Source organism: Desertibacillus haloalkaliphilus (assembly GCF_019039105.1).
GTDB classification, from domain to species: Bacteria; Bacillota; Bacilli; order Bacillales; family KJ1-10-99; genus Desertibacillus; species Desertibacillus haloalkaliphilus.
The window spans coordinates 216,274-239,580 of record NZ_JAHPIV010000006.1 but is presented as its reverse complement, the minus strand read 5'-3'; the positions used below and the strand labels follow the sequence as shown (position 1 = coordinate 239,580).

The 23,307-nt window shown below is 42.8% G+C and carries 24 protein-coding genes; 20 read left to right on the top strand and 4 right to left on the bottom strand.

The features are described from left to right. Positions 1–106: 106 nt before the first annotated feature. Positions 107–298 carry a hypothetical protein gene (locus KH400_RS08915; RefSeq protein WP_217224042.1) on the bottom strand — a complete coding sequence of 64 codons (192 nt, stop codon included), beginning with the start codon at positions 296–298 and terminating at the stop codon, positions 107–109. A 244-nt stretch (positions 299–542) separates the two neighbouring features. On the opposite strand from KH400_RS08915, the gene KH400_RS08910 reads away from it, so the two are divergent. Genes KH400_RS08910 through hisIE form a run of 8 tightly spaced genes read left to right on the top strand, consistent with a single transcriptional unit; the run spans position 543 to position 6,988 of the window. After that, positions 543–1,733: an ATP phosphoribosyltransferase regulatory subunit gene (locus KH400_RS08910; RefSeq protein ID WP_217224041.1), complete on the top strand. Its 1,191-nt coding sequence runs from the start codon at positions 543–545 to the stop codon at positions 1,731–1,733. After that, on the top strand, positions 1,730–2,368 hold the full coding sequence (gene hisG / locus KH400_RS08905; RefSeq protein ID WP_217224039.1) for an ATP phosphoribosyltransferase: 639 nt from the start codon (positions 1,730–1,732) through the stop codon (positions 2,366–2,368). Before KH400_RS08910 ends, hisG begins: the two co-directional genes overlap by 4 nt. Before the next feature lie 3 nt (positions 2,369–2,371). Continuing rightward, the gene (gene hisD / locus KH400_RS08900) at positions 2,372–3,646 is read left to right on the top strand and encodes a histidinol dehydrogenase (protein ID WP_217224037.1); all 1,275 of its coding nucleotides are present in this window, start codon (positions 2,372–2,374) and stop codon (positions 3,644–3,646) included. Further along, the gene (hisB, locus tag KH400_RS08895) at positions 3,643–4,233 is read left to right on the top strand and encodes an imidazoleglycerol-phosphate dehydratase HisB (protein WP_217224035.1); all 591 of its coding nucleotides are present in this window, start codon (positions 3,643–3,645) and stop codon (positions 4,231–4,233) included. Before hisD ends, hisB begins: the two co-directional genes overlap by 4 nt. After that, positions 4,234–4,902 (top strand): imidazole glycerol phosphate synthase subunit HisH, encoded by a 669-nt coding sequence (gene hisH / locus KH400_RS08890; RefSeq protein WP_217224033.1) that lies wholly within the window; start codon positions 4,234–4,236, stop codon positions 4,900–4,902. Beyond that, on the top strand, positions 4,871–5,602 hold the full coding sequence (hisA, locus tag KH400_RS08885; protein WP_217224031.1) for a 1-(5-phosphoribosyl)-5-[(5-phosphoribosylamino)methylideneamino]imidazole-4-carboxamide isomerase: 732 nt from the start codon (positions 4,871–4,873) through the stop codon (positions 5,600–5,602). The genes hisH and hisA overlap by 32 nt, the downstream gene beginning before the upstream one ends. A 1-nt stretch (position 5,603) precedes the next feature. Continuing rightward, positions 5,604–6,362, top strand: coding sequence for an imidazole glycerol phosphate synthase subunit HisF (gene hisF, locus KH400_RS08880; RefSeq protein WP_217224028.1), 759 nt, complete (start codon positions 5,604–5,606; stop codon positions 6,360–6,362). Then, on the top strand, positions 6,359–6,988 hold the full coding sequence (gene hisIE, locus KH400_RS08875) for a bifunctional phosphoribosyl-AMP cyclohydrolase/phosphoribosyl-ATP diphosphatase HisIE (protein WP_217224027.1): 630 nt from the start codon (positions 6,359–6,361) through the stop codon (positions 6,986–6,988). Before hisF ends, hisIE begins: the two co-directional genes overlap by 4 nt. Positions 6,989–7,327: 339 nt before the next feature. Here the strand turns inward: hisIE and KH400_RS08870 are convergent, their stop codons facing one another. Together KH400_RS08870 and KH400_RS08865 are read right to left on the bottom strand one after the other, a co-directional pair. Next, positions 7,328–8,344, bottom strand: a complete 1,017-nt coding sequence (locus KH400_RS08870) for a WxL protein peptidoglycan domain-containing protein (RefSeq protein ID WP_217224026.1) — start codon at positions 8,342–8,344, stop codon at positions 7,328–7,330. Between the two features lie 106 nt (positions 8,345–8,450). After that, positions 8,451–9,008, bottom strand: a complete 558-nt coding sequence (locus KH400_RS08865; RefSeq protein WP_217224025.1) for a WxL domain-containing protein — start codon at positions 9,006–9,008, stop codon at positions 8,451–8,453. Between the two features lie 459 nt (positions 9,009–9,467). Between KH400_RS08865 and KH400_RS08860 the strand changes: the two genes are divergently transcribed. From KH400_RS08860 to KH400_RS08825, 8 genes are all read left to right on the top strand, one after another. Next, positions 9,468–10,499 carry a hypothetical protein gene (locus tag KH400_RS08860; RefSeq protein ID WP_217224024.1) on the top strand — a complete coding sequence of 344 codons (1,032 nt, stop codon included), beginning with the start codon at positions 9,468–9,470 and terminating at the stop codon, positions 10,497–10,499. Between the two features lie 208 nt (positions 10,500–10,707). Further along, positions 10,708–11,748: a tetratricopeptide repeat protein gene (locus KH400_RS08855; protein WP_217224023.1), complete on the top strand. Its 1,041-nt coding sequence runs from the start codon at positions 10,708–10,710 to the stop codon at positions 11,746–11,748. 142 nt (positions 11,749–11,890) lie between these two features. Then, positions 11,891–12,826, top strand: coding sequence for a thioredoxin-disulfide reductase (gene trxB / locus KH400_RS08850; protein ID WP_217224022.1), 936 nt, complete (start codon positions 11,891–11,893; stop codon positions 12,824–12,826). A gap of 1,352 nt (positions 12,827–14,178) precedes the next feature. Next, the gene (locus tag KH400_RS08845; RefSeq protein WP_217224021.1) at positions 14,179–14,649 is read left to right on the top strand and encodes an 8-oxo-dGTP diphosphatase; all 471 of its coding nucleotides are present in this window, start codon (positions 14,179–14,181) and stop codon (positions 14,647–14,649) included. Between the two features lie 31 nt (positions 14,650–14,680). Beyond that, on the top strand, positions 14,681–15,565 hold the full coding sequence (rapZ, locus tag KH400_RS08840; RefSeq protein WP_217224020.1) for an RNase adapter RapZ: 885 nt from the start codon (positions 14,681–14,683) through the stop codon (positions 15,563–15,565). Beyond that, positions 15,566–16,510, top strand: a complete 945-nt coding sequence (gene mgfK / locus KH400_RS08835; RefSeq protein ID WP_217224019.1) for a gluconeogenesis morphogenetic factor MgfK — start codon at positions 15,566–15,568, stop codon at positions 16,508–16,510. Between the two features lie 84 nt (positions 16,511–16,594). Beyond that, the gene (gene whiA / locus KH400_RS08830) at positions 16,595–17,551 is read left to right on the top strand and encodes a DNA-binding protein WhiA (RefSeq protein WP_217224017.1); all 957 of its coding nucleotides are present in this window, start codon (positions 16,595–16,597) and stop codon (positions 17,549–17,551) included. Between the two features lie 89 nt (positions 17,552–17,640). Next, positions 17,641–17,898: an HPr family phosphocarrier protein gene (locus KH400_RS08825; RefSeq protein WP_217224015.1), complete on the top strand. Its 258-nt coding sequence runs from the start codon at positions 17,641–17,643 to the stop codon at positions 17,896–17,898. 151 nt (positions 17,899–18,049) lie between these two features. Here KH400_RS08825 and clpP read toward each other — a convergent pair whose 3' ends face one another. Beyond that, on the bottom strand, positions 18,050–18,631 hold the full coding sequence (clpP, locus tag KH400_RS08820; protein WP_217224014.1) for an ATP-dependent Clp endopeptidase proteolytic subunit ClpP: 582 nt from the start codon (positions 18,629–18,631) through the stop codon (positions 18,050–18,052). 727 nt (positions 18,632–19,358) lie between these two features. On the opposite strand from clpP, the gene rpoN reads away from it, so the two are divergent. The 4 genes from rpoN (at position 19,359) to gap (ending at position 23,291) form a co-directional block, all read left to right on the top strand. Further along, positions 19,359–20,699, top strand: a complete 1,341-nt coding sequence (gene rpoN / locus KH400_RS08815) for an RNA polymerase factor sigma-54 (RefSeq protein WP_246589466.1) — start codon at positions 19,359–19,361, stop codon at positions 20,697–20,699. An 11-nt stretch (positions 20,700–20,710) separates the two neighbouring features. After that, positions 20,711–20,962 carry a glutaredoxin family protein gene (locus KH400_RS08810; protein WP_246589465.1) on the top strand — a complete coding sequence of 84 codons (252 nt, stop codon included), beginning with the start codon at positions 20,711–20,713 and terminating at the stop codon, positions 20,960–20,962. A 142-nt stretch (positions 20,963–21,104) separates the two neighbouring features. Further along, the gene (locus tag KH400_RS08805; protein ID WP_217224012.1) at positions 21,105–22,127 is read left to right on the top strand and encodes a sugar-binding transcriptional regulator; all 1,023 of its coding nucleotides are present in this window, start codon (positions 21,105–21,107) and stop codon (positions 22,125–22,127) included. Between the two features lie 156 nt (positions 22,128–22,283). Then, positions 22,284–23,291, top strand: a complete 1,008-nt coding sequence (gene gap / locus KH400_RS08800) for a type I glyceraldehyde-3-phosphate dehydrogenase (protein WP_217224010.1) — start codon at positions 22,284–22,286, stop codon at positions 23,289–23,291. Positions 23,292–23,307: the final 16 nt, after the last annotated feature.

Below are 23,307 nucleotides of genomic sequence, written 5' to 3'. Positions count from 1 at the left end.
TTGGACAAAAATACTCCCCCTAAGGTAAAACAGATTTTTATTTTTTAATCTGTCTACCCTAGAGGGAGCATATCAAAAGGTAAACCAATCTTTTGTCCCAGCCTTTTTACGTACTTGCACGATTAAATTGTTCTTCAAGCCATTCATAAAGCTCTGATTCATTATTGAATTCCACGGAGTCATGGAGAAAGTTTGCATCAAAGGCCTTGAGCTTTTCTTCTTCATAAGAAAATTCCCATCCGACATTTTTGGCGTCTTGCGTAAGTAGGATAATCTGCGCTAGGTCCTCATATTTCACGTCAATTCACTCCTCATCTTCTAGTCAAAACGATTCTTACCTTTTATTTATAGTGTGAACAATTGTCAGCTTTTCATGAATGATGGCAGGAAAATGCTGTCCGTAAGGGAATAAAAGTAGTAATGTTCGTGCGAATAGCGGATGAATTTTTCCAATTGACGGAACTTATAAACAAGTGTAAACTACTAGTAACATTCTTTATCTTGGTAGTATATTAGCGAACTAAAGTATGGAGCGTGAAAACATGTCAAAACCGTTTATGTTTGAAAAGCCGCTAGGGATGCGGGATACATTACCACAATTATATGAAACGAAAAAACGAATTCGCGAACAAATGGAAGCTGAAACGTCACGATGGGGCTACCGTACGATTGAAACACCGACCCTCGAGTTTTATGATACTGTCGGCGGTGCGTCAGCGATTCTCGATCAGCAATTGTTTAAGCTGTTAGATCAACAAGGAAATACGTTGGTGTTACGTCCGGATATGACAGCACCGATTGCAAGGCTAGCCGCTTCAAGCTTGAAGAATGAAGCCTATCCATTGCGTCTTTCATACCATACGAATCTCTTCCGTGCGCAACAGCGTGAAGGTGGAAAACCGGCTGAGTTTGAACAAATCGGTGTGGAACTTGTCGGCGATGGTACCGCGAGCGCCGATGGTGAAGTGATCGCACTCATGATTTCAGCGCTAAAGCAAGCTGGATTAAAGGATTTCCAAGTGGCGATCGGTCACATCGGTTATGTGAATGCCCTCTTGCTTGATGTTGTTGGCAATGAAGAGCGTGCGAATGTCTTACGTCGTTACTTATATGAGAAAAATTACGTTGGCTACCGTCAGCATGTCAAAAGCTTACCACTTTCATCGATCGACCAAGGACGCTTGTTAAGTCTATTACAGCTGCGTGGCGGTGTTGAGAAGATAGCAGATGCAAAAGAGCTTGTTCACAATGGTGAAGGAGAAAAAGCATTAGCAGAGCTCACCCAACTATGGGACGTTCTTGAATGCTACGGTGTGACGGAACACTTAAAAATTGATTTAAACCTCGTGATGCATATGAGCTATTACACTGGTGTCGTGTTTGAAGGCTATGGTAGTCGCCTAGGTGTACCGCTCGCAAGCGGAGGTCGTTATGATGAACTATTAGAAAAATTCAACCGACCAGCACAAGCGACTGGATTTGGCGTTCGTCTTGACTTACTCGTTGAGGCACTTGGTAAAGCCGAAGACATCAAACCGCAAACATGTGTCGTCTTTAGCAAGGAGCGCCTAGCGGATGCCATAGAGGTAGCAACCGAAAAACGAAACAAAGATGAAGCGGTTGTTTTACAAGACCTTGCAGGTGTAAATGACGTTGATGCCTTATCGGAGCAATTTGATGATGTGATTTATTGCATCGGCAAGGCGAAGAAGGAGGGGACCCCAGCAAAATGAGTGACTTATTAACAGTAGCAATGCCAAAGGGACGAATTTTTGAAGAGGCAGCCGATTTGCTTCGTAAAGCGGGCTACGACTTACCTGATGAGTTTGATGACTCACGTAAATTAATTATCGATGCGCCAGATGCTGGCCTTCGCTTCATCCTTGCTAAACCAATGGATGTGCCAACCTATGTTGAGCATGGGGTGACAGACATTGGTGTCGCTGGGAAAGATACGATGCTTGAAGAAGAGCGCGACGTATATGAAGTGCTTGATCTTAACATCAGTGAGTGCTACATGGCGGTGGCGGGCTTACCGGACTATCAGAAAAGTAATACCGACATCGCTCCGAAAGTCGCTTCGAAATACCCGAACTTTTCAACGAAGTATTTTAAAGAACAAGGCGAGCAAGTTGAGATTATCAAATTGAACGGATCAATTGAATTAGCGCCACTCATTGGGCTTGCCGACCGTATTGTAGATATCGTTTCAACAGGCCGCACCTTGAAGGAAAACGGTCTTGTCGAATTAGAAAAAATTATCCCAATCACGTCACGATTAATCGTCAATCCGGTCAGCTATCGCATGAAGGATGCACAGATTGATGAAATGGTCGAGAGATTAGCAGCTGTTGTCGAGGAGGAATAGTCAGTGAGGATTGAAAAGGTAACCGAAGATGTCACATTAAAAAGGAACATTGATACTGGTACGGAAATGCAGCGCGATGCGGTCACAAACATTATCGCGCAAGTAAAAGAGCAAGGCGATAAGGCACTAATCGCGTTAACGGAAAAGTTTGATGGTGTCACTCTTTCTGATTTTTTAGTCACAAAAGCTGAAATTGAAGCCGCTTATGACAGTATCGATGATGAAGTGTTGAACGCGCTCAAGGAAGCAATCGTCAACATCCGTGAGTTCCACCAACGTCAAAAACGCCAATCGTGGTTAACGACAAACGAAGATGGAACCGTACTCGGGCAAAAAATTGTTCCACTCGATTCGGTTGGGGTCTACGTCCCTGGTGGAACAGCGGCTTATCCGTCATCAGTGATTATGAACGTTGCTCCTGCCCAAGTGGCTGAGGTTGGTGAGATTGTCATCGTCTCTCCTCCACAAAAAGATGGGACCTTACCGGCTGGCGTACTCGTCGCTGCGAATGAGCTCGGGATTTCAAACATTTATAAGCTTGGCGGTGCACAAGCCGTTGCCGCTCTTGCCTACGGAACTGAAACTATTCCTGCGGTTGATAAAATCGTCGGGCCAGGCAACATTTACGTTGCCTTAGCGAAGCGCGAAGTATTTGGCCATGTCGATATCGATATGATTGCCGGGCCGAGCGAGATCGTCGTCTTAGCCGATGAAAAAGCAAACCCAGCTTATATCGCTGCCGATCTTCTCTCACAAGCTGAACATGATATGCTTTCATCCGCTGTCCTTGTCACGCCTTCTGAGGCCCTCGCTGAACAGGTAGCAGCAGAAGTTGATCGTCAGCTAGAAACATTGCCACGTAAAGAAATTGCAAGTGTCGCGGTGGCTGATCACGGTGCGATTTATGTGACCGACACGTTAGATGAAGCCGTTGAGGTAGTCAACCAGCTCGCACCAGAGCACCTTGAAGTGTTAACCGAAGAGCCGATGCTTTTACTAGGAAAAATCCGCCATGCTGGTGCGATCTTTTTAGGACCATACAGCTCAGAGCCTGTTGGTGATTATTTTGCAGGACCAAATCATGTCCTACCGACGAACGGGACGGCACGTTTTTCTAGTCCATTAAATGTCGATGACTTCACGAAGAAATCAAGCATCATTTCATATAGTAAAGAAGCGTTAACGAAGAACGGTAAAAAAATTGCCGCGATTGCCCGTTACGAGGGTCTTGAAGCCCATGCCCGTGCGATCGATGTGCGACTGGAGGATCAAAAATGAGCGAAAGAACAGCAAACATAGAACGTAACACGAACGAAACGCAAATCAAGCTTGCCTTTGACGTTGATGGTGAAGGAAAGTCAGAATTAGAAACGGGTGTCCCGTTTCTTACTCATATGCTTGACCTTTTTACAAAGCACGGTCAATTTGACTTAACGGTCAATGCGAATGGTGATACGGAGGTTGATGACCACCATACAACCGAAGACATCGGCATTTGCCTCGGTCATACACTGCGTGAAGCCCTTGGTGATAAAAAAGGAATCAAGCGTTACGGCAACTCGTTTGTACCGATGGATGAAGCTCTTGCGCAAGTCGTTGTTGATTTGAGCAACCGTCCTCACCTTGAGTATCGTGCCGAGTTCCCAAGTGAAAAAGTCGGTACGTTTGATACGGAGCTCGTTCATGAATTTTTATGGAAGCTGGCCTTAGAATCGCGCATGAATTTACATGTCATCGTCCATTACGGTCATAATACACACCATATGATTGAAGCGATTTTCAAAGCGTTAGGACGGGCATTAGATGAAGCGACGACGATCGATGACCGTGTGAAAGGAATTCCATCAACGAAAGGAATGTTGTAAATGATCGGAATTATCGATTATGGCATGGGGAACCTTCATAGCGTCAGTAAGGCACTTGAACGCCTTGACTATGACTATTTTATTTCTGAGGATCCAAAAAAGTTAAAAGAAGCAAAAGGTTTAATTTTACCAGGGGTCGGCTCATTTCGTGATGCAATGGCGATTTTAAAAGAAGAACAGTTAGATGAATTTGTGATCGACTGGGCAGAAGCTGGTAAGCCGTTGCTTGGGATTTGCCTTGGGATGCAGCTGTTGTTTGAAGAAAGTGAAGAAAACGGCCAGACGAAGGGTTTGAACTTACTTCCGGGTCGTGTTGAACGTTTTCCAGGGGTAACGAAAGATGGCGTTCCTTATAAAGTGCCACATATGGGCTGGAACCGACTGTCTTTTCAGCAACCAAAGCACCCATTGTTAGAAGACGTTGAGCAAGGTCATGTTTATTTTGTACACTCGTACGTTGTTCGTATCAAGGATCGTGAGGCGTTACTAGCAAGTGCTAATTACGATGGTGAAGTGCCAGCGGTTGTTGGAAAGAACAATGTGTTAGGAACACAGTTTCACCCAGAGAAGAGTAGTGAGATCGGCATGAGCATACTCCGCAATTATGCGGCGATTGTTGAGGGGAGGAAGCAAGTCAATGAGTTCGTTTACGATTTATCCAGCGATTGATATGCGAGGCGGCAAATGTGTCCGTCTCATTCAAGGGGATTACAACCAAGAAACAGTCTACGGTGATTCACCGTTTGATATGGCCAAACACTTCGCAAGTGAAGGTGCCGAGTGGATTCATATGGTTGACCTTGATGGTGCTAAGGAAAAGAAACGCATCAACCATGAGCATGTTGTGCGTGTCGCTCGTGAGCTTGATGCAAAAGTTCAAGTTGGTGGTGGCATTCGGACTGCTGAAGATGTTGCATATTACTTAGACAATGGGGTTGATCGCGTCATTCTTGGCAGTGTCGCGGTTAATAACCCTGAATTTACAAAAGAGATGCTTCGTACATATGGGGAAAAAATTGCGATCGGTCTTGATGCAAGAGATGGTTATGTCGCAACAGAGGGCTGGCTTGAAACGTCAGAAGTGAAGGCTGAGGATCTTGCAAAAGAGCTTGCGTCGCATGGTGCGGAAGTGTTCATTTTTACTGACATTTCACGTGACGGCATGCTGTCTGGACCGAACACAGCAGCGATTGCCGCTTTAGCAGAAGCCTCTGGTAAGCAAGTGATTGCTTCAGGTGGTGTCAGCAACCTTGATGACTTAGCGGAATTGCGAGCCGAACAGCAAAAAGGTGTTGCCGGTGCAATCGTTGGAAAAGCACTATATACAAACCAGTTTACAGTGAAAGAAGCACTAGGAGAGGGGAAATAACATGCTAACAAAACGAATTATCCCTTGCTTAGATGTCAAAGATGGACGCGTTGTTAAGGGAGTGCAGTTTGTTGATCTTCGTGATGCAGGTGACCCCGTTGAACTAGCAGCTTTTTATGATGAACAAGGTGCGGATGAACTTGTTTTTCTCGATATTTCTGCCTCACACGAAGGGCGCGAGACGATGGTTGAAGTCGTTGAAGAAGTCGCTGGAAAGCTTGCGATCCCGTTTACCGTTGGCGGCGGGATCAACTCACTAGCCGATATGAAGCGTGTGCTGCGCGCGGGCGCTGATAAAGTCTCTCTCAATACAGCAGCTGTCAATCGTCCTGAATTAATTACAGAAGGTGCCGACTATTTTGGCTCGCAATGCATTGTCGTAGCCATCGATGCGAAGTACGATAAGGAGATCGGTTCTTGGCGGATTTATACACATGGTGGCCGCACGGCGACGGATTGGGAAGTGATCGATTGGGCGAAGGAAGTTGTCCGCCGTGGCGCCGGAGAAATTTTATTAACAAGTATGGACCAAGATGGGGCGAAAACAGGCTTTGATCAAAAGCTAACAAAAGCGGTAAGTGAAGCTGTTTCTGTACCGGTGATTGCTTCAGGTGGTGCCGGAGCGAAAGAGCATTTCTATGATGTGTTTACCGAGGCCAATGCGGATGCAGCGTTAGCGGCTTCGATCTTCCATTACAAAGAAACATCTGTTGCTGAAGTAAAAGCTGCTTTAAAAGAGAAAGGGGTCGAAGTACGTTGAGTTTAGATACGATTCGTTTTGATGAAAAAGGGTTAGTTCCAGCGATCGTCCAAGATGCTGCTAGTAAAGAGGTACTAACGCTAGCTTATATGAATAAGGAATCATTAGAAAAATCAATTGAGACGCGAGAAACATGGTTTTACAGTCGTTCCCGCCAAGAGTTATGGCACAAAGGTGAAACATCAGGGAATACACAAAAAATTGTTGACCTTCGCTATGATTGCGATTCCGATGCGATCGTTGTTCTCGTTGAACCAGCAGGACCAGCGTGTCACAAAGGTGATTATAGCTGCTTTAGCGATTCGCTTTTAGGTGAACAAGTAGAGGCGCGTGCGGATCGCTTTGCGATTGTGAGCGAACTTGAACAAGTGATTGCTGAACGTGAAGCTGAAATGCCAGAAGGTGCGTACACGACGTACCTCTTTGAAAAAGGGGTCGATAAAATTTTAAAGAAAGTCGGCGAAGAAGCAAGTGAAGTCATCATTGCCGCGAAAAATCGTGACGCTGAAGAGTTAAAGTGGGAAGTCGCCGACCTCTTTTATCACGTCCTCGTCCTCATGCGTGAGCAAAAGCTCCCATTAAATGAGGTACTAGCCGTGTTAGAAGAACGTCATTCAAGTAAATAAGTGTTGGGCTGGCCGAGAGGGTGATTTCATCCATACGGTCAGCCTTTTTTCGTAATGGGAGTGGTGAAAGGAGGGGATGAGGGTCCGCCTAGTGAGTGGAAGGGGACTGAGGATCCGTTATTTAGCTGAAAAAGGTGAAAAAAGGAGAGGAAGTGGACCCTGAGTATGCTATTTACCCAAAATCATCGAAGAAAGGTGAGGAAAAAGGCGAATAGCGGAATGAGGGTCCGCGAGAAGAGTCAAACCGGTCGTTTTAGGCAAAATAAGGGACTGAGAGTCCGCTTAATTGTGCAGCAGAGCTTCAAGGGCTCGCGTATCCCCAAAATAAGCGCAATATCCTCACGTTTTTCGTCGTCCAAGGAGAAATGCAACAGCGAAGACGACAACAAGTAAGACTGCCCCGAGCACCCATACCCACCATGGGATAGCGGTCTCGGTTATCACATCTTGCTGTTGTTGTTGTTCATGCTCGCGAGCTTGTTCGCGTTCAATGGTAAACGTTCGTATTTCATTAATTTCTTTACCTAGAACATTGGCCTGCAAACGGACCGTATACTCACCAGGAGCTAGCTCGTCTGCTTCCCATAGGACAGGGAATGAGATTTGTGAGTTGGGAACCATCGTAAATTCGTCCCATTCCCCTGCGAATAGTTGTTCACCTTCGAACTCAACCTCATAGGTCCCTGTCGTTCCACGAAGGATCATTTGTGCATCGTTTGTCATCTCGACAACAAGTTCCGTTCCGGTTGGTGCAGTCCTTGTCCCAACTTCACCAAAAGAAAAGTTTGCTTCTGGTTGATCCGGTAGATCTAGTTGGATTGCAGTGATAAATGAAATTCGGTTTCGAATGGTGACATTAGCGATATCTTCTTGATCTATCTCACCTTCGTCCTCATCAGTACCAATGGCAAGAATTCGAACCGCGCCAATCATTGTCCCCGATTCAATGGTTGGTACCTCAAGTTCAATGGGAATACGCTCAGTTTCCCCTGGAGCAATGGTCACTTCTTCCGGAATAGAAAGAAAGTTTGATAATGCTAAGTCCGGGTAGAGTAGTCGAGAAATAGAAGGGTCCATTTCTTCTTCGTATAGAATTCCACCTTGTGGACCAGTAAATGAATCGACTGCAGTGAGCATTACGTGTTGTTCATCATTTGACACATTATCAACCTCTATGTAAATGGTTTGCTCTTGTCCAGGCTCTACACTTAAGTGATAGTACGTTTGTTGGCCTATTTGATTTTCTGGAAGGACCGGATAAACAGTAATAGGAGATACATTTTCTTGCCCATACGTAAATAAAGGGAAAGACAATGTAAAAACCATTAAAATAAAGCTGATAAGAACCTTCTTCATGATCAACACTCCTTAAGAATTAGGGTAACCAACCTTGTTTATTTTAATTGAGTTGGTCGAAATAAAAAAACAGTCACGTTAGAGGCATGACTGTTTTTGATCTATATTAATTTATAGGAGCGTCTAAGATCTCCCAATTTAATGTTGTTGTATAGCTTTCCGCATATGTTTCATCTGGGTGTAATGTTAGTTGAAGGGATTCACCAAATGCAAACTCGAATGTTCCCATTCCAAAATCAGCAGGTGCAGATGCTACTGTTACTCCAAGGCCTGTTAAATCGCCAGCACCAGAATCAACATTGGTAGAAGATGAGCCGTGTAAAGCGTTAATAGTAGGAGCATTAATTAATCTTAAAGAACTCTTATCAAGTGTTCGACTATCGTTCTTTAATTTGTCGCTTGTTAACTTGATACTCCAACCAAGCCCAGTTCCTCTTGCATCAACGACTGTTAGTGGGTCTAAAGAAGTCGTGACATGTTGAATCTTACCATCTAACTCTACATCGAAGTTAACGCTGGTTGGTACTGTAAGTGCTACATTTTCTGCACCAGTGATAGACGTTTCACCAGTTGTTGTATTTGCAAACGCTCCTGTTGCCATAGTTGACATTACCATTGCTACCGCTGCTGTTGATACGAAAACTTTTTTGATTGTCTTTTTCACGACAATACCTCCTGTAAAATGTGTTATTTTTGTAAAACATTTAGAAGGATAAGTGCATTAAAAAATCCTTCCGCAAAACGATGATTGGCAGTGAAACCTACGAATTGGAAAGAATTTTGAAATAGGATAACAACGGAGCGTGTTGTTATTTCTTTCTCATTCTTTTTAAGTTGTTGCTGTCTTGCTCTGAATTAACTATATCCTGAAACAGGTGAAAAGAATAGAGATCAAATAATACCAAGTCACTATAAAAATTGCCAATCACCCCTATTGTGAGGAGCGCTATGCTGTAATTTATAGGCACAATTGGTTGTTTACGCTAGTAGGTATGAATAAAGTCTAAGGTCATTTCGTTCCTATATAATCATTTAGTGATAAATGTTGGAAAATCAGTTGTCGCAATCCTAGTCTTAAACAATAATCAATAGTAGTGTTAAAGATAATAAAAGGGGGATGGCAATGAAACGAAAACAATATCTGATCTCTATCGCTTTCCTCTTGGTTGCCGTTTTGGCTACTGCGTGTGGTCAAGGTGAAGAGGTGACTGGAGACGAGAGCGTTGGAGAGACAGAAGAAAATGAAGTAAAGGAAGAAGTGGATAAAGAAGAGGAGCTGGCTCATGGGCGTGAGACAGTTGAGTTCGAGCGTGTTGCCGATCAGCTAGGTGACATTCTAGAGGATCAAGGTGACCCAGAGGTGTGGATTCGTGCCACTTTTGAAGAAAAGGGAGATGAAATTCTCATCAAAGGGGAATCGAATCTCGTTCCTGATTCAAGGTTGTTTATGACCGCACTTGCAGAAGAGTACATCTTTAATGCACAAACCTATGCAAGAACCGAAAAAGATGGATCGTTTACAGCAGAGATGCCACGCCGAGATGTCCACGATATTGACGTTACCATCGAGGTTCATTTTAGACCAAGTGGCCAGAATGATGACGTTCAAGCTGTGTATGGAGAGCTTGGGGAAGAGTTAGAAGGAGACTACATTTATAAAAGCGAATCACGGGACGGTGACATTGAACAAGTGGTTAAGACCCTCGCTACATATCGGCCAGTTGAAGGTGAGGATCAACAGTTTGAAACCACAAAACCTGAGTGGAATAAACCAGAGGACTACGGTGATCTTACAATTAGAATGGATGTAGATGTCGAAAAGGACGATGAGTTTTACTATATTACTGTTCAATCGAACTTGCTTGAAAATACTCGAGTACAAGCGAAATTGGATTTCCCAGATTATATTGCGACTGGATTTCTTAATACAGAATCTGTATGTCCTGATGGCTCAGTTGAGATTAGGCTCCCTATACTCAAAGATTTAAAACCTGATCAAGAAGCGTTTTTAAATCTTACCGTAAGACCGTCATCAAATTCTAATCTTCCGTCGATTTTAGAGCATTATGGTGAAGAGGGAGAACATTTTGAAGGTGAGCTTGTCGACTATATTAATGATCAGCATGTGATCAGAGAACGATTGCAATTACAATAACCAAAGGATGGAATGCATTTCTACGAAAGAAAGGCTGCTTCGTAAGTGAGGACAACCTCTAAGGGTGATGACCTTGCTTTAGGGCAGCCCTTTGTTTTGCAATGTAAGAAAAGCCGAAACGATTTCATTTGCCCTCATGCAGAGTAAGAGAAATATGATATACTTGCAGTTATGATAAACAATAACCATTTGGGGGTAACAACCGTTAATGAAACATGATATAGATCTTGGAAATTCACGAGGAAGGATTGTTCCATTCATTCAAAATGGGGAATACTTTTTTGAGAGGGGTGTGATCGCTTACCGTAAAAAGGATTTAAAAAAAGCGATTCAGCACCTCGAGAGAGCAACAAAATTAAATCCGATGGAACCCGTTTTTCATTGTCAGCTTGCGGCGGTTGTCGCTGAGCTAGGTGAATATGAGCGCTCAAATGAAATTTTGATGCATGTGCTTGCTGATATTGATGAGTCGATACATGAATGTCACTTTTTCATGGCAAATAACTATGCGTATCTTGGTTTGTTTGAAAAGGCAAAGCAGTCAGCCCTTCAGTACATCGAAAGCGGAGACAATGGTGAATTTTTAGAGGATACTCAAGATTTGTTAGACCTGCTTGATGATGAAGTTGATGAAGATTTGCATGTCGAGACGGACCAGGAAGATCAATTGATTTTAAAACATGAAAAAGCGAGCCGATACCTTGAGCAGCAACAGTATGAAAAGGCAGAAGCGTTATTAGAGGAAATTATTAAAGAGTATCCAACCTTTTGGGCGGCATACAACCACCTTGCACAGGCGCTGTTTTTACAAGGGAAAACAAATGAAGGTCTTGAGCTTGCGCATGAGGTGCTTGCTCAGGATGAAGGTAACTTATATTCTCGCTGCAATTTAGTGACGTTTTATCATAAAATTGGAAAATCAGAAGAGGTTGAACAGCTAACTGCGTCATTGCAAGCGATCTATCCGCTTGATGTAAACCAACGCTTCAAGGTTGCGGCTGCCTTTTGTACGATTGGTGAATATGAGCTGGCGTATGAACGCTTGCGCCGGTTACAACCGTCAGCTTTAACTGACTATGTTGACTTCTACCGCTGTATGGCGGTGGCATCTTTTCATACCGATCGTGAGGGCAAGGCGCAAGATTATTGGGACAAGGCATCACAATTAGGCGATCATGATGCTGATAAGTACCTTGAAAATCTCCGACAAGGAACACTTGCAAAGTCAGCTGTTTCTTATCAATTATAAATACCATGCTGAGTATGTAACTTCCGATAGGAACGCTGAGCAGATCAATAGACTTCTCAAGAGCATTTCTTTACGATAATGGTGTAACAGATGAATCGATCATACAAGAGAAGAGACAGATTGCTAATAAGGAGTGGATCATATGAGTGAAGAAAAAATTTATGATGTGATTATTGCGGGGGCGGGACCAGCGGGAATGACAGCAGCTGTTTACACGTCACGTGCAAACTTGGACACATTAATGTTAGAACGAGGGATGCCAGGGGGACAAATGGCAAACACAGAGGATGTTGAAAACTATCCTGGTTTTGACCATATTCTTGGCCCTGATCTTTCAACGAAAATGTTTGAGCATGCGAAAAAATTCGGTGCTGAGTATGCATATGGTGATGTAAAAGAGATTATTGATGGAAAAGAATATAAAACCGTTGTTGCCGGCAGTAAGGAATACAAAGCAAAAGCAGTTATTGTCGCAACAGGTGCTGAATATAAACAATTAGGTGTACCAGGCGAGAAAGAATTAGGCGGACGTGGCGTATCGTATTGCGCGGTTTGTGATGGTGCTTTCTTTAAAGATAAAGAATTAGTTGTCGTTGGTGGCGGTGACTCTGCAGTAGAAGAGGCGGTTTATTTAACGCGCTTCGCTTCAAAGGTGACAGTCGTCCACCGTCGTGATGAGCTTCGTGCTCAGAAAATTTTACAAGATCGTGCGTTTGATAACGATAAGATCGAATTTATTTGGAGCCATGTCGTGAAAGAAATTAATGACAAAGATGGCAAAGTTGGTAGTGTGACATTAGAGAGCACAGAGACTGGTGAACAAAAAGAGTTCAAAACAGATGGTGTGTTCATCTATATTGGTCTATTACCATTGAACAGTGCTGTTAAGGGTCTTGGTATTACAAATGAGGAAGGTTACATTGAGACAGATTCAGAGATGTCTACGAAGGTTCCTGGTATTTTTGCGGCTGGGGATATCCGTGAAAAGTTCCTTCGTCAAATTGTAACAGCGACTGGTGATGGTAGTTTAGCTGCTCAAAATGCTCAACATTACATTGAAACACTTGAGGATAAGTAATTAGGACAGTTTTATGGAGTGTGGGGTAATGGTGCTTACAATTCCTTTATAAAAACGTAACTGGGTCTTAATTCGATTGTAACAGTTATGAAATATAAATTGGGTATGATAATGATAAGTAATTGACCCCCTTTTTTATATAATTTCCTTGTGGCACGAACACGATGTTCGTGCTCTTTTTTTGTGTGTAGGGGCCTCTTGGGGTGGTTGCTCCGTTTGACCCTGGACGTGGGGACAATGACGGGAGCTTGTGTAAGCCAAGTTCGGGCTTTCACGGCTCCCTGCATTGTCTCCACTACGCCAACTTGCCGTTGGCGCAAATGGTTAACACCATTTGGGGTTTCACTACTTGGGAGGATATGCTCTTTCTTTTTGGAGTGTCTACGTATGGTGAGAGAGTTAAATAAGGAGACGAGTGCCCGCACGTTGATAGATGATTTTAGAGCGTTAAGTTGATTCGGAGATGCGTTGGTGTGAACTGTTGGGTGGTTGTTCCGTTTGACCCTAGCCGGGGCTACAATTTGCGGTCGCTTATGTAAACCAAGACCAGGTTTCCAACGCAACCTCCATTGCATCCCCTCCGTCGACTGACGTCTCCGCAAATGGTTAGCACCATTTGGGGTCTCACTACTTGTGTGATACGTGCTGATTCTTTTTGGATTGTCTACGCATGGTGGGAGGGTTAAGTAAGGAGACGGGTGCCTGCGCGTTGGTTGGTGCTATTTACAGTTGATTCGGGGATGCATTGATGTGAACTGTTGGGTGGTTGTTCCGTTCGACCCTATCCGGGGCTACAATTGCGGTTGCTTATGTAAGCCGAGATCAGGCTTCCAAGGCAACCTCCATTGTTTCCCCTACGTCGACTGACGTCTCCGCAAATGGTTAGCACCATTTGGGGTCTCACTACTATTGTGGTACATGCTCTTTCTTTTTGGGGTGTCTACGTATGGTAAGAGGTTGAATGAGATGGAGAGTGCCCGCACGTGATATTGAATAATGAAACTAACTTCAAGCGGGCACTAGTCTTAACAATAATCAAACCACGATTCGTAGCCTCTCTAAAAAGAGAATGAGAAACCTGAGATTAGCAAGACCCCAAACGTTTGTTAAACGTTTGCGCAGACGTTAGTCGGCGTAGTGGAGCCGGAACGATTGCGTTGAAAGCCGGGTTTTGGCTTTTATAAGCGATCGTGCTAGAGCTCCACGGCTAGGGTCGTGCGGAAGCACTTATCAAAGTGTGGTGAACTAAGCTTAGTTTTAAACAATTTTTGTCAATAGTTCCCGTGCTTGACATTGTGAGCGCGAATAATTGGTAGTATACTTAAGAAGTATACACTGTGAGGTGATTGGCCATGCAAAGAGTGACAAACTGTATTTATAAACGAGGAGATCAAGTACTCTTGCTGCAAAAGCCGCGTCGCAATTGGTACGTGGCGCCAGGTGGAAAAATGGAAGCAGGAGAAACGATCAAAGAAGCGGTGAAGCGTGAATACCGTGAAGAAACAGGACTAGATCTTAAAAATCCTGAAATTAAAGGAATTTTTACATTTGTAATTATTGATCAAGGAGAAATCATCGCCGAATGGATGATGTTTACATTTTTCGCTGATGACGCTGAAGGTGAATTATTGGAACAATCACCAGAAGGTATATTAAAATGGAAACAAATCACTGACGTGCAGGAACTACCGATGGCACCCGGTGATTATTATATATTTGAACACCTACTCAACCGAAATGAAGTTGTGTACGGGACATTCCATTATACACCAGATTTTCAACTGTTATCGCATCGCTTAGAACCTGATCCAACACAAGCCTAACGATAACAATAAATAAAAAAGGGTGGTTTGTATGACAGACGCAAAAGAGGATATTCAAATCGTAATCATTACCGGAATGTCTGGTGCGGGGAAAACAGTTGCGATCCAAAGCTTTGAGGATTTAGGCTTTTTCTGTGTCGATAATTTACCACCAGCATTAATACCAAAGTTTGTCGATTTAATTGAAAACTCAGGTGGGAAAATGAATAAAGTCGCGCTTGTGATTGATTTACGCGGCCGTGAATTTTTTGACCACTTATTTGAAGCGATCGATCTAATGAGTAACACGACAAAGCTGAAGCCGCACATTCTTTTCCTAGATGCTAAGGATGCTTCACTCGTTAGACGCTATAAAGAAACACGTCGTTCTCATCCATTAGCGTCGCAAGGCCTGCCGCTCGAAGGGATTCAAAAAGAGCGAGCGATTTTAGAAGACCTAAAAGGTAGAGCGCAACAAATTATCGATACGACAGACTTAAAACCAATTCAACTTCGAGAAAAAATCATCCAAAACTTTTCGTTAACAGAAAAGCATCCATTTTCGGTTAATGTGATGTCGTTTGGATTTAAATATGGCGTTCCAATTGATGCTGATCTTGTCTTCGATGTTCGGTTTTTGCCAAACCCGCATTACATTGACCATATGCGTCCGAAAACTGGGCTTGATGACGAAGTTTCTTCATATGTACTAAAATGGTCTGAGACGAAGCAATTTTTAGAGAAGCTTCAAGACTTACTTGAATATATGTTGCCGCAATATAAACGAGAAGGTAAGAGCCAGGTCGTCATTGGTATTGGCTGTACCGGCGGCAAGCACCGTTCGGTCACGCTTGCTGAATATTTTGGTGATGTTTTTAGTGATGATTATGTCATCCATGTAAGTCACCGTGATATCGAGAAGGGAAAGGGCAAATAAGTGGATAATAAAAAGATTGTCGTCATCGGGGGAGGAACTGGCCTGTCTGTTCTGCTTCGTGGTTTAAAGACGTTTTCGGTTGATATTACCGCAATCGTCACTGTCGCAGATGACGGTGGGAGCTCCGGACGACTTAGAAAAGAATTAAACATACCGCCTCCAGGAGATGTTCGTAACGTTTTAGTTGCTCTCTCTGAGGTTGAACCATTAGTCGAACAGCTTTTTCAACACCGCTTTGAAAATGGCAATGGTTTATCTGGGCATTCGCTCGGTAACCTGTTACTTGCGGGAATGACGTCAATTACAGGTGATTTTGCAAAAGGGATAACAGAATTAAGTCGTGTCTTAAATGTACGTGGTAAAGTCTTGCCTGCTGCGAATACGAGCATTAGCCTCCATGCTGAAATGACCGATGGGACGCTCGTGGCTGGTGAATCGCAAATTCCGCTCGTTGGAAAACAAATTAAGCGTGTATTTTTAACGCCTGAGCAAATCACACCGCTCGAGGATAGTTTACAGGCGATTCGTGAAGCGGATCTGATCGTGATTGGACCGGGAAGCTTGTACACGAGTGTGATCCCAAATTTGTTAGTCCCGCAGATTTCAGAAACAATTAAACAGGCGAAAGCAAAAAAAGTTTACATTTGTAACGCGATGACACAATCAGGGGAAACAGATGGTTATAAGGCGTCAGACCATGTCCAGTCAATCGTGAATCATGTTGGTCAAGGGTTACTGGACGTTGTGTTAGTTAATAATCATCACATTCCATCAGCGATTATTGAGCGGTATGCACAAGAGGATGCTGAACCGGTGATCAATGATGAGGAAACGATTCGGTCACTTGGTCTCAAGGTCATCAAAGATTATTTTGTCCATTATGAAGGCTATTTATTGCGTCATGATGCAAAGAAAGTATCAAGCTCCCTGCTATCGCTCTTGTAGGCGGTAGCAACGAGCGTTTGCTGTGGTAACTTATGACCCGTTAAAGCTAGTTAAATTGAGATCATAGTAAAAGAGGTGAGGCAGGTGTCATTTGCTGCCACGACGAAAAAAGAGCTAACCCAATTAGAAACTGATGGTTGTTGTGCACAAGCTGAACTGGCGGCCCTCATTCGCATGAATGGTTCACTGTCGTTTAGCAATCAGCAGCTCGTGTTAGATATATCAACTGAAAATGCAGCGATTGCAAGGCGTATTTATACACTGATCAAAAAGCTATATCATACACATGTCGAGCTTTTGGTTCGTAAAAAGATGCGTCTGAAAAAAAATAATGTCTATTTAGTGAGAATTTCGCATGAAGCACGACAACTGTTAGTCAATTTAGATATTATAGAAGAGGAAGGGTTTGTTTTCATACGAAAAATTTCACCGCATATGATAAAGGAGAACTGCTGCCGCCGTGCCTACTTACGCGGAGCCTTTTTAGCAGGTGGTTCGATTAACCACCCAGAAACATCGTCTTATCATGTCGAAATTTTCTCTTTATATGAGGAACATAATCAGTCTCTTTGTGAATTAATGAACGCATATGATTTAAAGGCGAAACCGCTTGAGCGTAAGAAAGGTTTCATTACGTATTTAAAAGAGGGTGAAAAGATTTCTGAGTTCTTAAATATTATTGGGGCTCATCAAGCACTGCTTCGCTTTGAAGATGTACGAATTATGAAAGATATGCGTAACTCAGTTAATCGACTCGTTAACTGTGAAACCGCTAACCTGAATAAAACGGTTGGGGCTGCATTGCGGCAGGTGGAAAACATACGGCTAGTTGAACAAGAAATCGGTTTAAACAACCTACCAGATAAACTTCGCGAAATCGCTGAACTTCGTTTAAAGCATCAGGATGTCACTTTAAAGGAACTCGGTGAAATGATGTCAGGTGGGAAGGTGAGTAAATCCGGCGTCAATCATCGCTTACGTAAGCTTGATGAATTAGCTGAGAAGATTCGTTCCGGTGAAGATGTGAAGGTAGGAAAGTAAATGAATGCTTGTCCAACGCGTTATTTCGAAACGAAAACAATAGTAATGAACAATTGCTGTGATGATAAATTTGAATGGAGGAGATCTAGGTGGTAGAAAAGGAAGTTGAAGTGAAATTAAAGACGGGTTTACAAGCACGCCCGGCAGCATTGTTTGTCCAGGAGGCAAACCGCTTTAGCTCGGATATTTTTATTGAAAAAGATACGAAAAAGGTGAATGCGAAAAGTATCATGGGCATTATGAGCTTAGCCATCGGCTCTGGTGTAAAGGTTACCATCGTGACGGAAGGTAATGATGAAGAGGAAGCAATGGACGCATTAATCAACTTCGTCGAAAAAGAAGAATAGATACCAAAAAAACTTCGCAATGAATGGCTGCGAAGTTTTTTACGTGAACCGCGGAAATCAATCAAAGTTTTGGCACAGATAATAAAAGGGCGATGGAGTCTGCTGGAGCAGAAATCACATCGCCTTTTGTGAACGCAATTACTTGCATTTATTATGTTTGTGAAATAACATCATCAATTAAGCCGTATTCTTTTGCTTCAGCTGCTGTCATGAAGTTATCACGGTCTGTATCACGCTCAATCACTTCTAGTGGTTGACCTGTACGCTCTGAAAGAATTTGGTTTAGCTTCTCGCGCATTTGGATGATGCGTTTCGCATGGATCTCGATGTCAGACGCTTGACCTTGCGTACCACCTAATGGTTGGTGAATCATCACTTCACTGTTTGGTAACGCAAAGCGTTTGCCAGGTTCACCAGCAGCTAATAGGAAAGCACCCATTGAAGCAGCCATACCGATGCAAATTGTGTTTACTTTTGGCTTAATGTATTGCATCGTATCATAGATCGCCATCCCTGCTGTGATCGAACCACCTGGGCTATTAATGTATAGCGAAATATCTTTTTCAGGGTCTTCGGCAGCTAGGAATAGAAGCTGAGCGACGATTGAGTTTGCGACATTATCATCGACACCGCTTCCTAGCATAATAATGCGGTCTTTTAATAGACGTGAGTAAATATCATAGGCTCTTTCACCACGGTTTGTTTGTTCAATAACTGTAGGTATTAAATTCATTCGTAACGTCCTCCTTTAAACTTAACGTTTTCTTATGTACCATCATAACTTAATGGTCAAGTAAGGTCAAACAATATGAACGTCCGCCTCTTTAAACTATTTCGATTTAGCCTAACAAAATCCCTCTTTTAATAATAACCGAATTATAGCCATTTAAACGTTGATGTGAAAATGGGTTTGAAAAATAGAGCGGTAGTTCGTGAATGTATCAACTGGGGAGTGAATATTTGCAATGTTGTCAAATCTATTTACTCCAAGTATATGTGAGCTCGTCTATAATAGAAGTAGAAAAGTTGAAATTAAGCAATCGAATATAAAACGTGTTAGGAGCTGTCGCAACCGTGGCAAGAACCTCGAACCTAGAGGTAGATGTCATTTAGTTGGGACAGTTTTTTTTGTTAGTGGTTAGTAGTTAGTAATTAGTTGGTTAGGGAATGGGGTGGCTCGAGGGAGTAGGCAAGAGAGGTTCAGATGTTTTCCTAAAAGCTAACCGACTACCCAACTACCCAACTACCCAACTCCAAAAGTCTGTTAGGTAAAACCTTCTTCTTTACATATGGTGTCATGTTTCATTAAAATAAAGATTAGCAGGCATGAAGACGAGGCACGTTTACGTATATATGTACTGGAAAACGCTTTCAGTCGAGAGTTGTAGCGACATTATAATAGTACGATCGTAACAGAGTGAACGCTCATAGTGTATTCTAGTATGCAGGGGGAGATTTTTATGAATATGGAGTTCGGCTTATATCAGAAGCAGTCGATGAACTTAGTGATGACAACTGAATTGCGTCAAGCGATTACACTTTTGCAATATTCGACGCTTGATTTATCTGCTTTTATTCATGAACAAGCGTTAGAAAACCCCCTGATGGAGATCAAAGATGGACGTGACCTTGATGAGTGGAAAAAACAAGTTGATTTCTCAGTGAGTGAAGATGCGAAGCCATATGAAGGTGATCCGAATTTTTCACCATTTGATCATATTAGCAAGGATGAGAGTGGTTTGCGCGAGCATTTGCTAGAACAGATTCGCTTGCTTGATAGTAGTGATGAAGAGCGAGAAGTGGTTACCTACCTTGCGCTTCATGTGGATGAAGCTGGTTATTTCCAACATTCACTTGCAGATATTGCGATTGAATTGGGGCGGTCAGAAGATGAGGTGGAGGAGGGGCTCTTGCTTTTACAGCAATTAGATCCAATTGGTGTTGGAGCAAGATCACTTCGAGAATGCTTACTACTGCAACTCCAAGAGCTGCCGGCGCGTGATTCGTTAGCCGAAATTGTCGTCGGAGAGTATCTCGAATTATTAGCGGAGAAGAAGTGGAAGCAGATAGCCAAGGAACTATCGATTACGATGCAGGAAGTTCAATCCGTCTATGATTTAATCCAAACACTGGAGCCGCGTCCGGGGATTAACTTTTATTCTGAACCGACACGTTTTATTGTTCCTGATGTGAGTGTCGAAAAGGTAGACGGTGAACTTGTTGTGACGGTACACGATGATTTGCTGCCGCCGATTAAATTGAATCGTCAGTATCAGTATTTACTTCAGGAAAATGCAGAAACTGAAGCAAGTAAGTATGCAAAGCAGAAGTACCAGCAAATGATGTGGCTGTTAAAAAGCATCAACCAGCGCCAGCAGACACTCTTCAAAGTGACTGAAGCGATTGTTGAGCATCAAAAGGAGTTCTTTGAGGATGGAACCGAAGCGCTCAAACCACTAACGTTAAAAGAAATCGCTGAGAAAGTTGACGTCCATGAATCAACGGTCAGTCGGACGACAACCCAGAAATACGTACAAACTCCAAAGGGGCTATTTGAACTGAAATACTTTTTTACCTCAGGTGTTCAAGCAAATAATACAACTACCTCATCGTCTCAATCGATTAAACAAATGATCAAAGCGATGATTGATAATGAAAATAAACAGAAACCACTGTCTGATCAGAAGATCGTCAATCAGTTAAAAGAAGAAAAAGATGTTTCGATTTCGCGTAGAGCTGTCGCCAAGTATCGCGATGAAATGAATATTCCTTCTTCATCAAAGCGGAAACGATATGAATAACTGGAGGAAGTATGGACAAAATAAAGATAACGTATTATTCAAAAGAAAATTGCTCATTATGTGATAAAGGCCTTGCCGTTTTGGTAGAAATCAATAAGGAAATTCCGTTAGAGATCACAGAAGTAGATATTTACAAAGACGATACACTTTTAGAAAAGTATCAAATTATGATTCCGGTTGTTTCGGTCGATGGTGAAGATATCGATTATGGAATTTTGTCGAAAGAAAAGATAAGAAAGCGATTACTTTCGCAAATTGGGTAAATTCCCCTTGTGTGTAGGTCATTTCCTTGTTACTATTAAAATGAAGATAAGGAACTGATCTTTTTTTTGGAATGATCGGGACGAAATATGTCTATGAGGGACGCAACGAGTCCCTGTAGGTAAGATTTGGATAGGTGGTTTTATGAGACAGTTACTTGACATCCAAAAAAAATTAATCCCAGATGCTCTTGAAACGATGGCAAAGCGCTATCGGATTCTCCAGTACATTCGCTTAATGCAGCCGATTGGGAGGAGAAGCTTATCTTCAAGCGTTGAAATCTCAGAACGTGTCCTACGGGCTGAAGTAGAATTTCTAAAGGCGCAAGGGCTCCTTCATTTTGCCTCATCGGGCATGAGTTTAACCGATGATGGTGCACACGTCCTTGACGGATTAGAAGAAGTGATGAGAGAGGTGCTCGGTCTAAAGCACTTAGAGCAACGTTTAGCGCAACGATTGCAAGTTGCGAATGTAACGGTTGTACCAGGTGATAGTGAACAACACCCAGTTGTAAAAAGAGAGATGGGACTCGCTTGTGTCAGTTATTTGAAAAATGAACTGATCGCTGGCGACGTCGTTGCCGTAACAGGTGGAACGACCGTTGCTCGTGTGGCTGACATGATGTCGCCTGGACCGAAACTCCACGAAGTAACGTTTGTCCCGGCACGCGGTGGGCTTGGTGAGCAGGTCGAAAATCAAGCGAATACGATTAGTTCCACGATGGCTAAGAAGGCAGGGGCAAACTATCGTCTCCTGCATGTACCGGATCATTTAAGTGAAGAAACGTATCAATCGCTTATTCAAGAGCCGACGGTCAAGGAAGTTCAAGAAATTATTACGTCTGCTCGTATCGTTATTCACGGAATCGGGGAAGCTATTGCCATGGCCAATAGACGAAATTCTTCAAATGTTGTTCTAGCAAAACTTGAAGAAAATCATGCTGTTGGTGAAGCTTTTGGTTATTATTTTGATAAAACAGGAAACATTATTCACAGAGAGAGAACGATTGGTTTACATCTCAACGATGTAGAAAATAGCCGCGCGGTCATTTCCGTTGCCGGCGGGGCGTCCAAGGCGGGTGCGATTGAGTCATTTATGAACCATCGACCGAGTGATGTGTTAATCACAGATGAAGCTTGTGCCAAGGCGCTTCTGCAAGAAACATAAGAAACGTTACTAAAGGGGAACCCTAAAGACTACCCTTTTGAATCTGTAAAAATAATTTTGCAGATATGAAGAACTGCTTCCCTCGTTACAGTCGTAACGATCGGAAAGTTTTTCAAAAATAAATAGCAATTGATGATTCTAAGGAGGAGTTTTACTATGGCAACAAAAGTAGGTATTAATGGTTTTGGTCGTATTGGGAGAAACGTATTTCGTGCAACATTAAATAACCCAAATGTTGATGTTGTAGCAATTAATGATTTAACAGATGCAGAAATGCTAGCGCATTTATTAAAATATGATACGGTTCACGGGAACCTTGAAGAAGAAATTTCAGTAAATGGTGACAGCCTTGTTGTAAATGGTAAAGAAATCAAAGTTGTTGCTGAGCGTGACCCAGCTCAACTTCCATGGGGCAACCTAGGTGTAGAAGTTGTCGTTGAATCAACTGGACGCTTCACACAACGTGATGACGCTGCGAAGCACATTGAAGCTGGAGCGAAGAAAGTTATCATCTCAGCACCTGCAAGTGATGAGGATATTACAGTTGTTATGGGTGTTAACCATGATCAGTATGATGCAGGAAGCCACCATGTCATCTCAAACGCTTCTTGTACAACAAACTGTCTAGCACCATTTGCAAAAGTGTTAAATGATAAGTTTGGTGTTCGCCGCGGTATGATGACAACAGTTCACTCATACACAAATGACCAACAAATTCTTGACCTTCCACACAAAGATTACCGTCGTGCTCGTGCAGCTGCTGAGAACATCATCCCTACAACAACAGGTGCAGCAAAAGCAGTAGCACTAGTACTACCTGAGCTAAAAGGTAAATTAAACGGTGGCGCGATGCGTGTACCAACACCAAATGTATCTCTTGTTGACTTAGTTGCTGAACTTGATAAAGAAGTAACAGCTGAAGATGTTAACAATGCACTTAAAGAAGCTGCAGAAGGTGATTTAAAAGGAGTATTAGGTTATTCTGAAGAGCCGTTAGTTTCTAGTGACTACAATGGTAACCCTTCTTCTTCAACAATTGATGCTCTTTCAACTATGGTTATGGAAGGTAACATGGTTAAAGTGATCTCTTGGTATGACAATGAAGCAGGATATTCAAACCGTGTTGTAGATTTAGTTGAATATATTGCTAAACAAGGACTATAATCGTATATAGTGCATG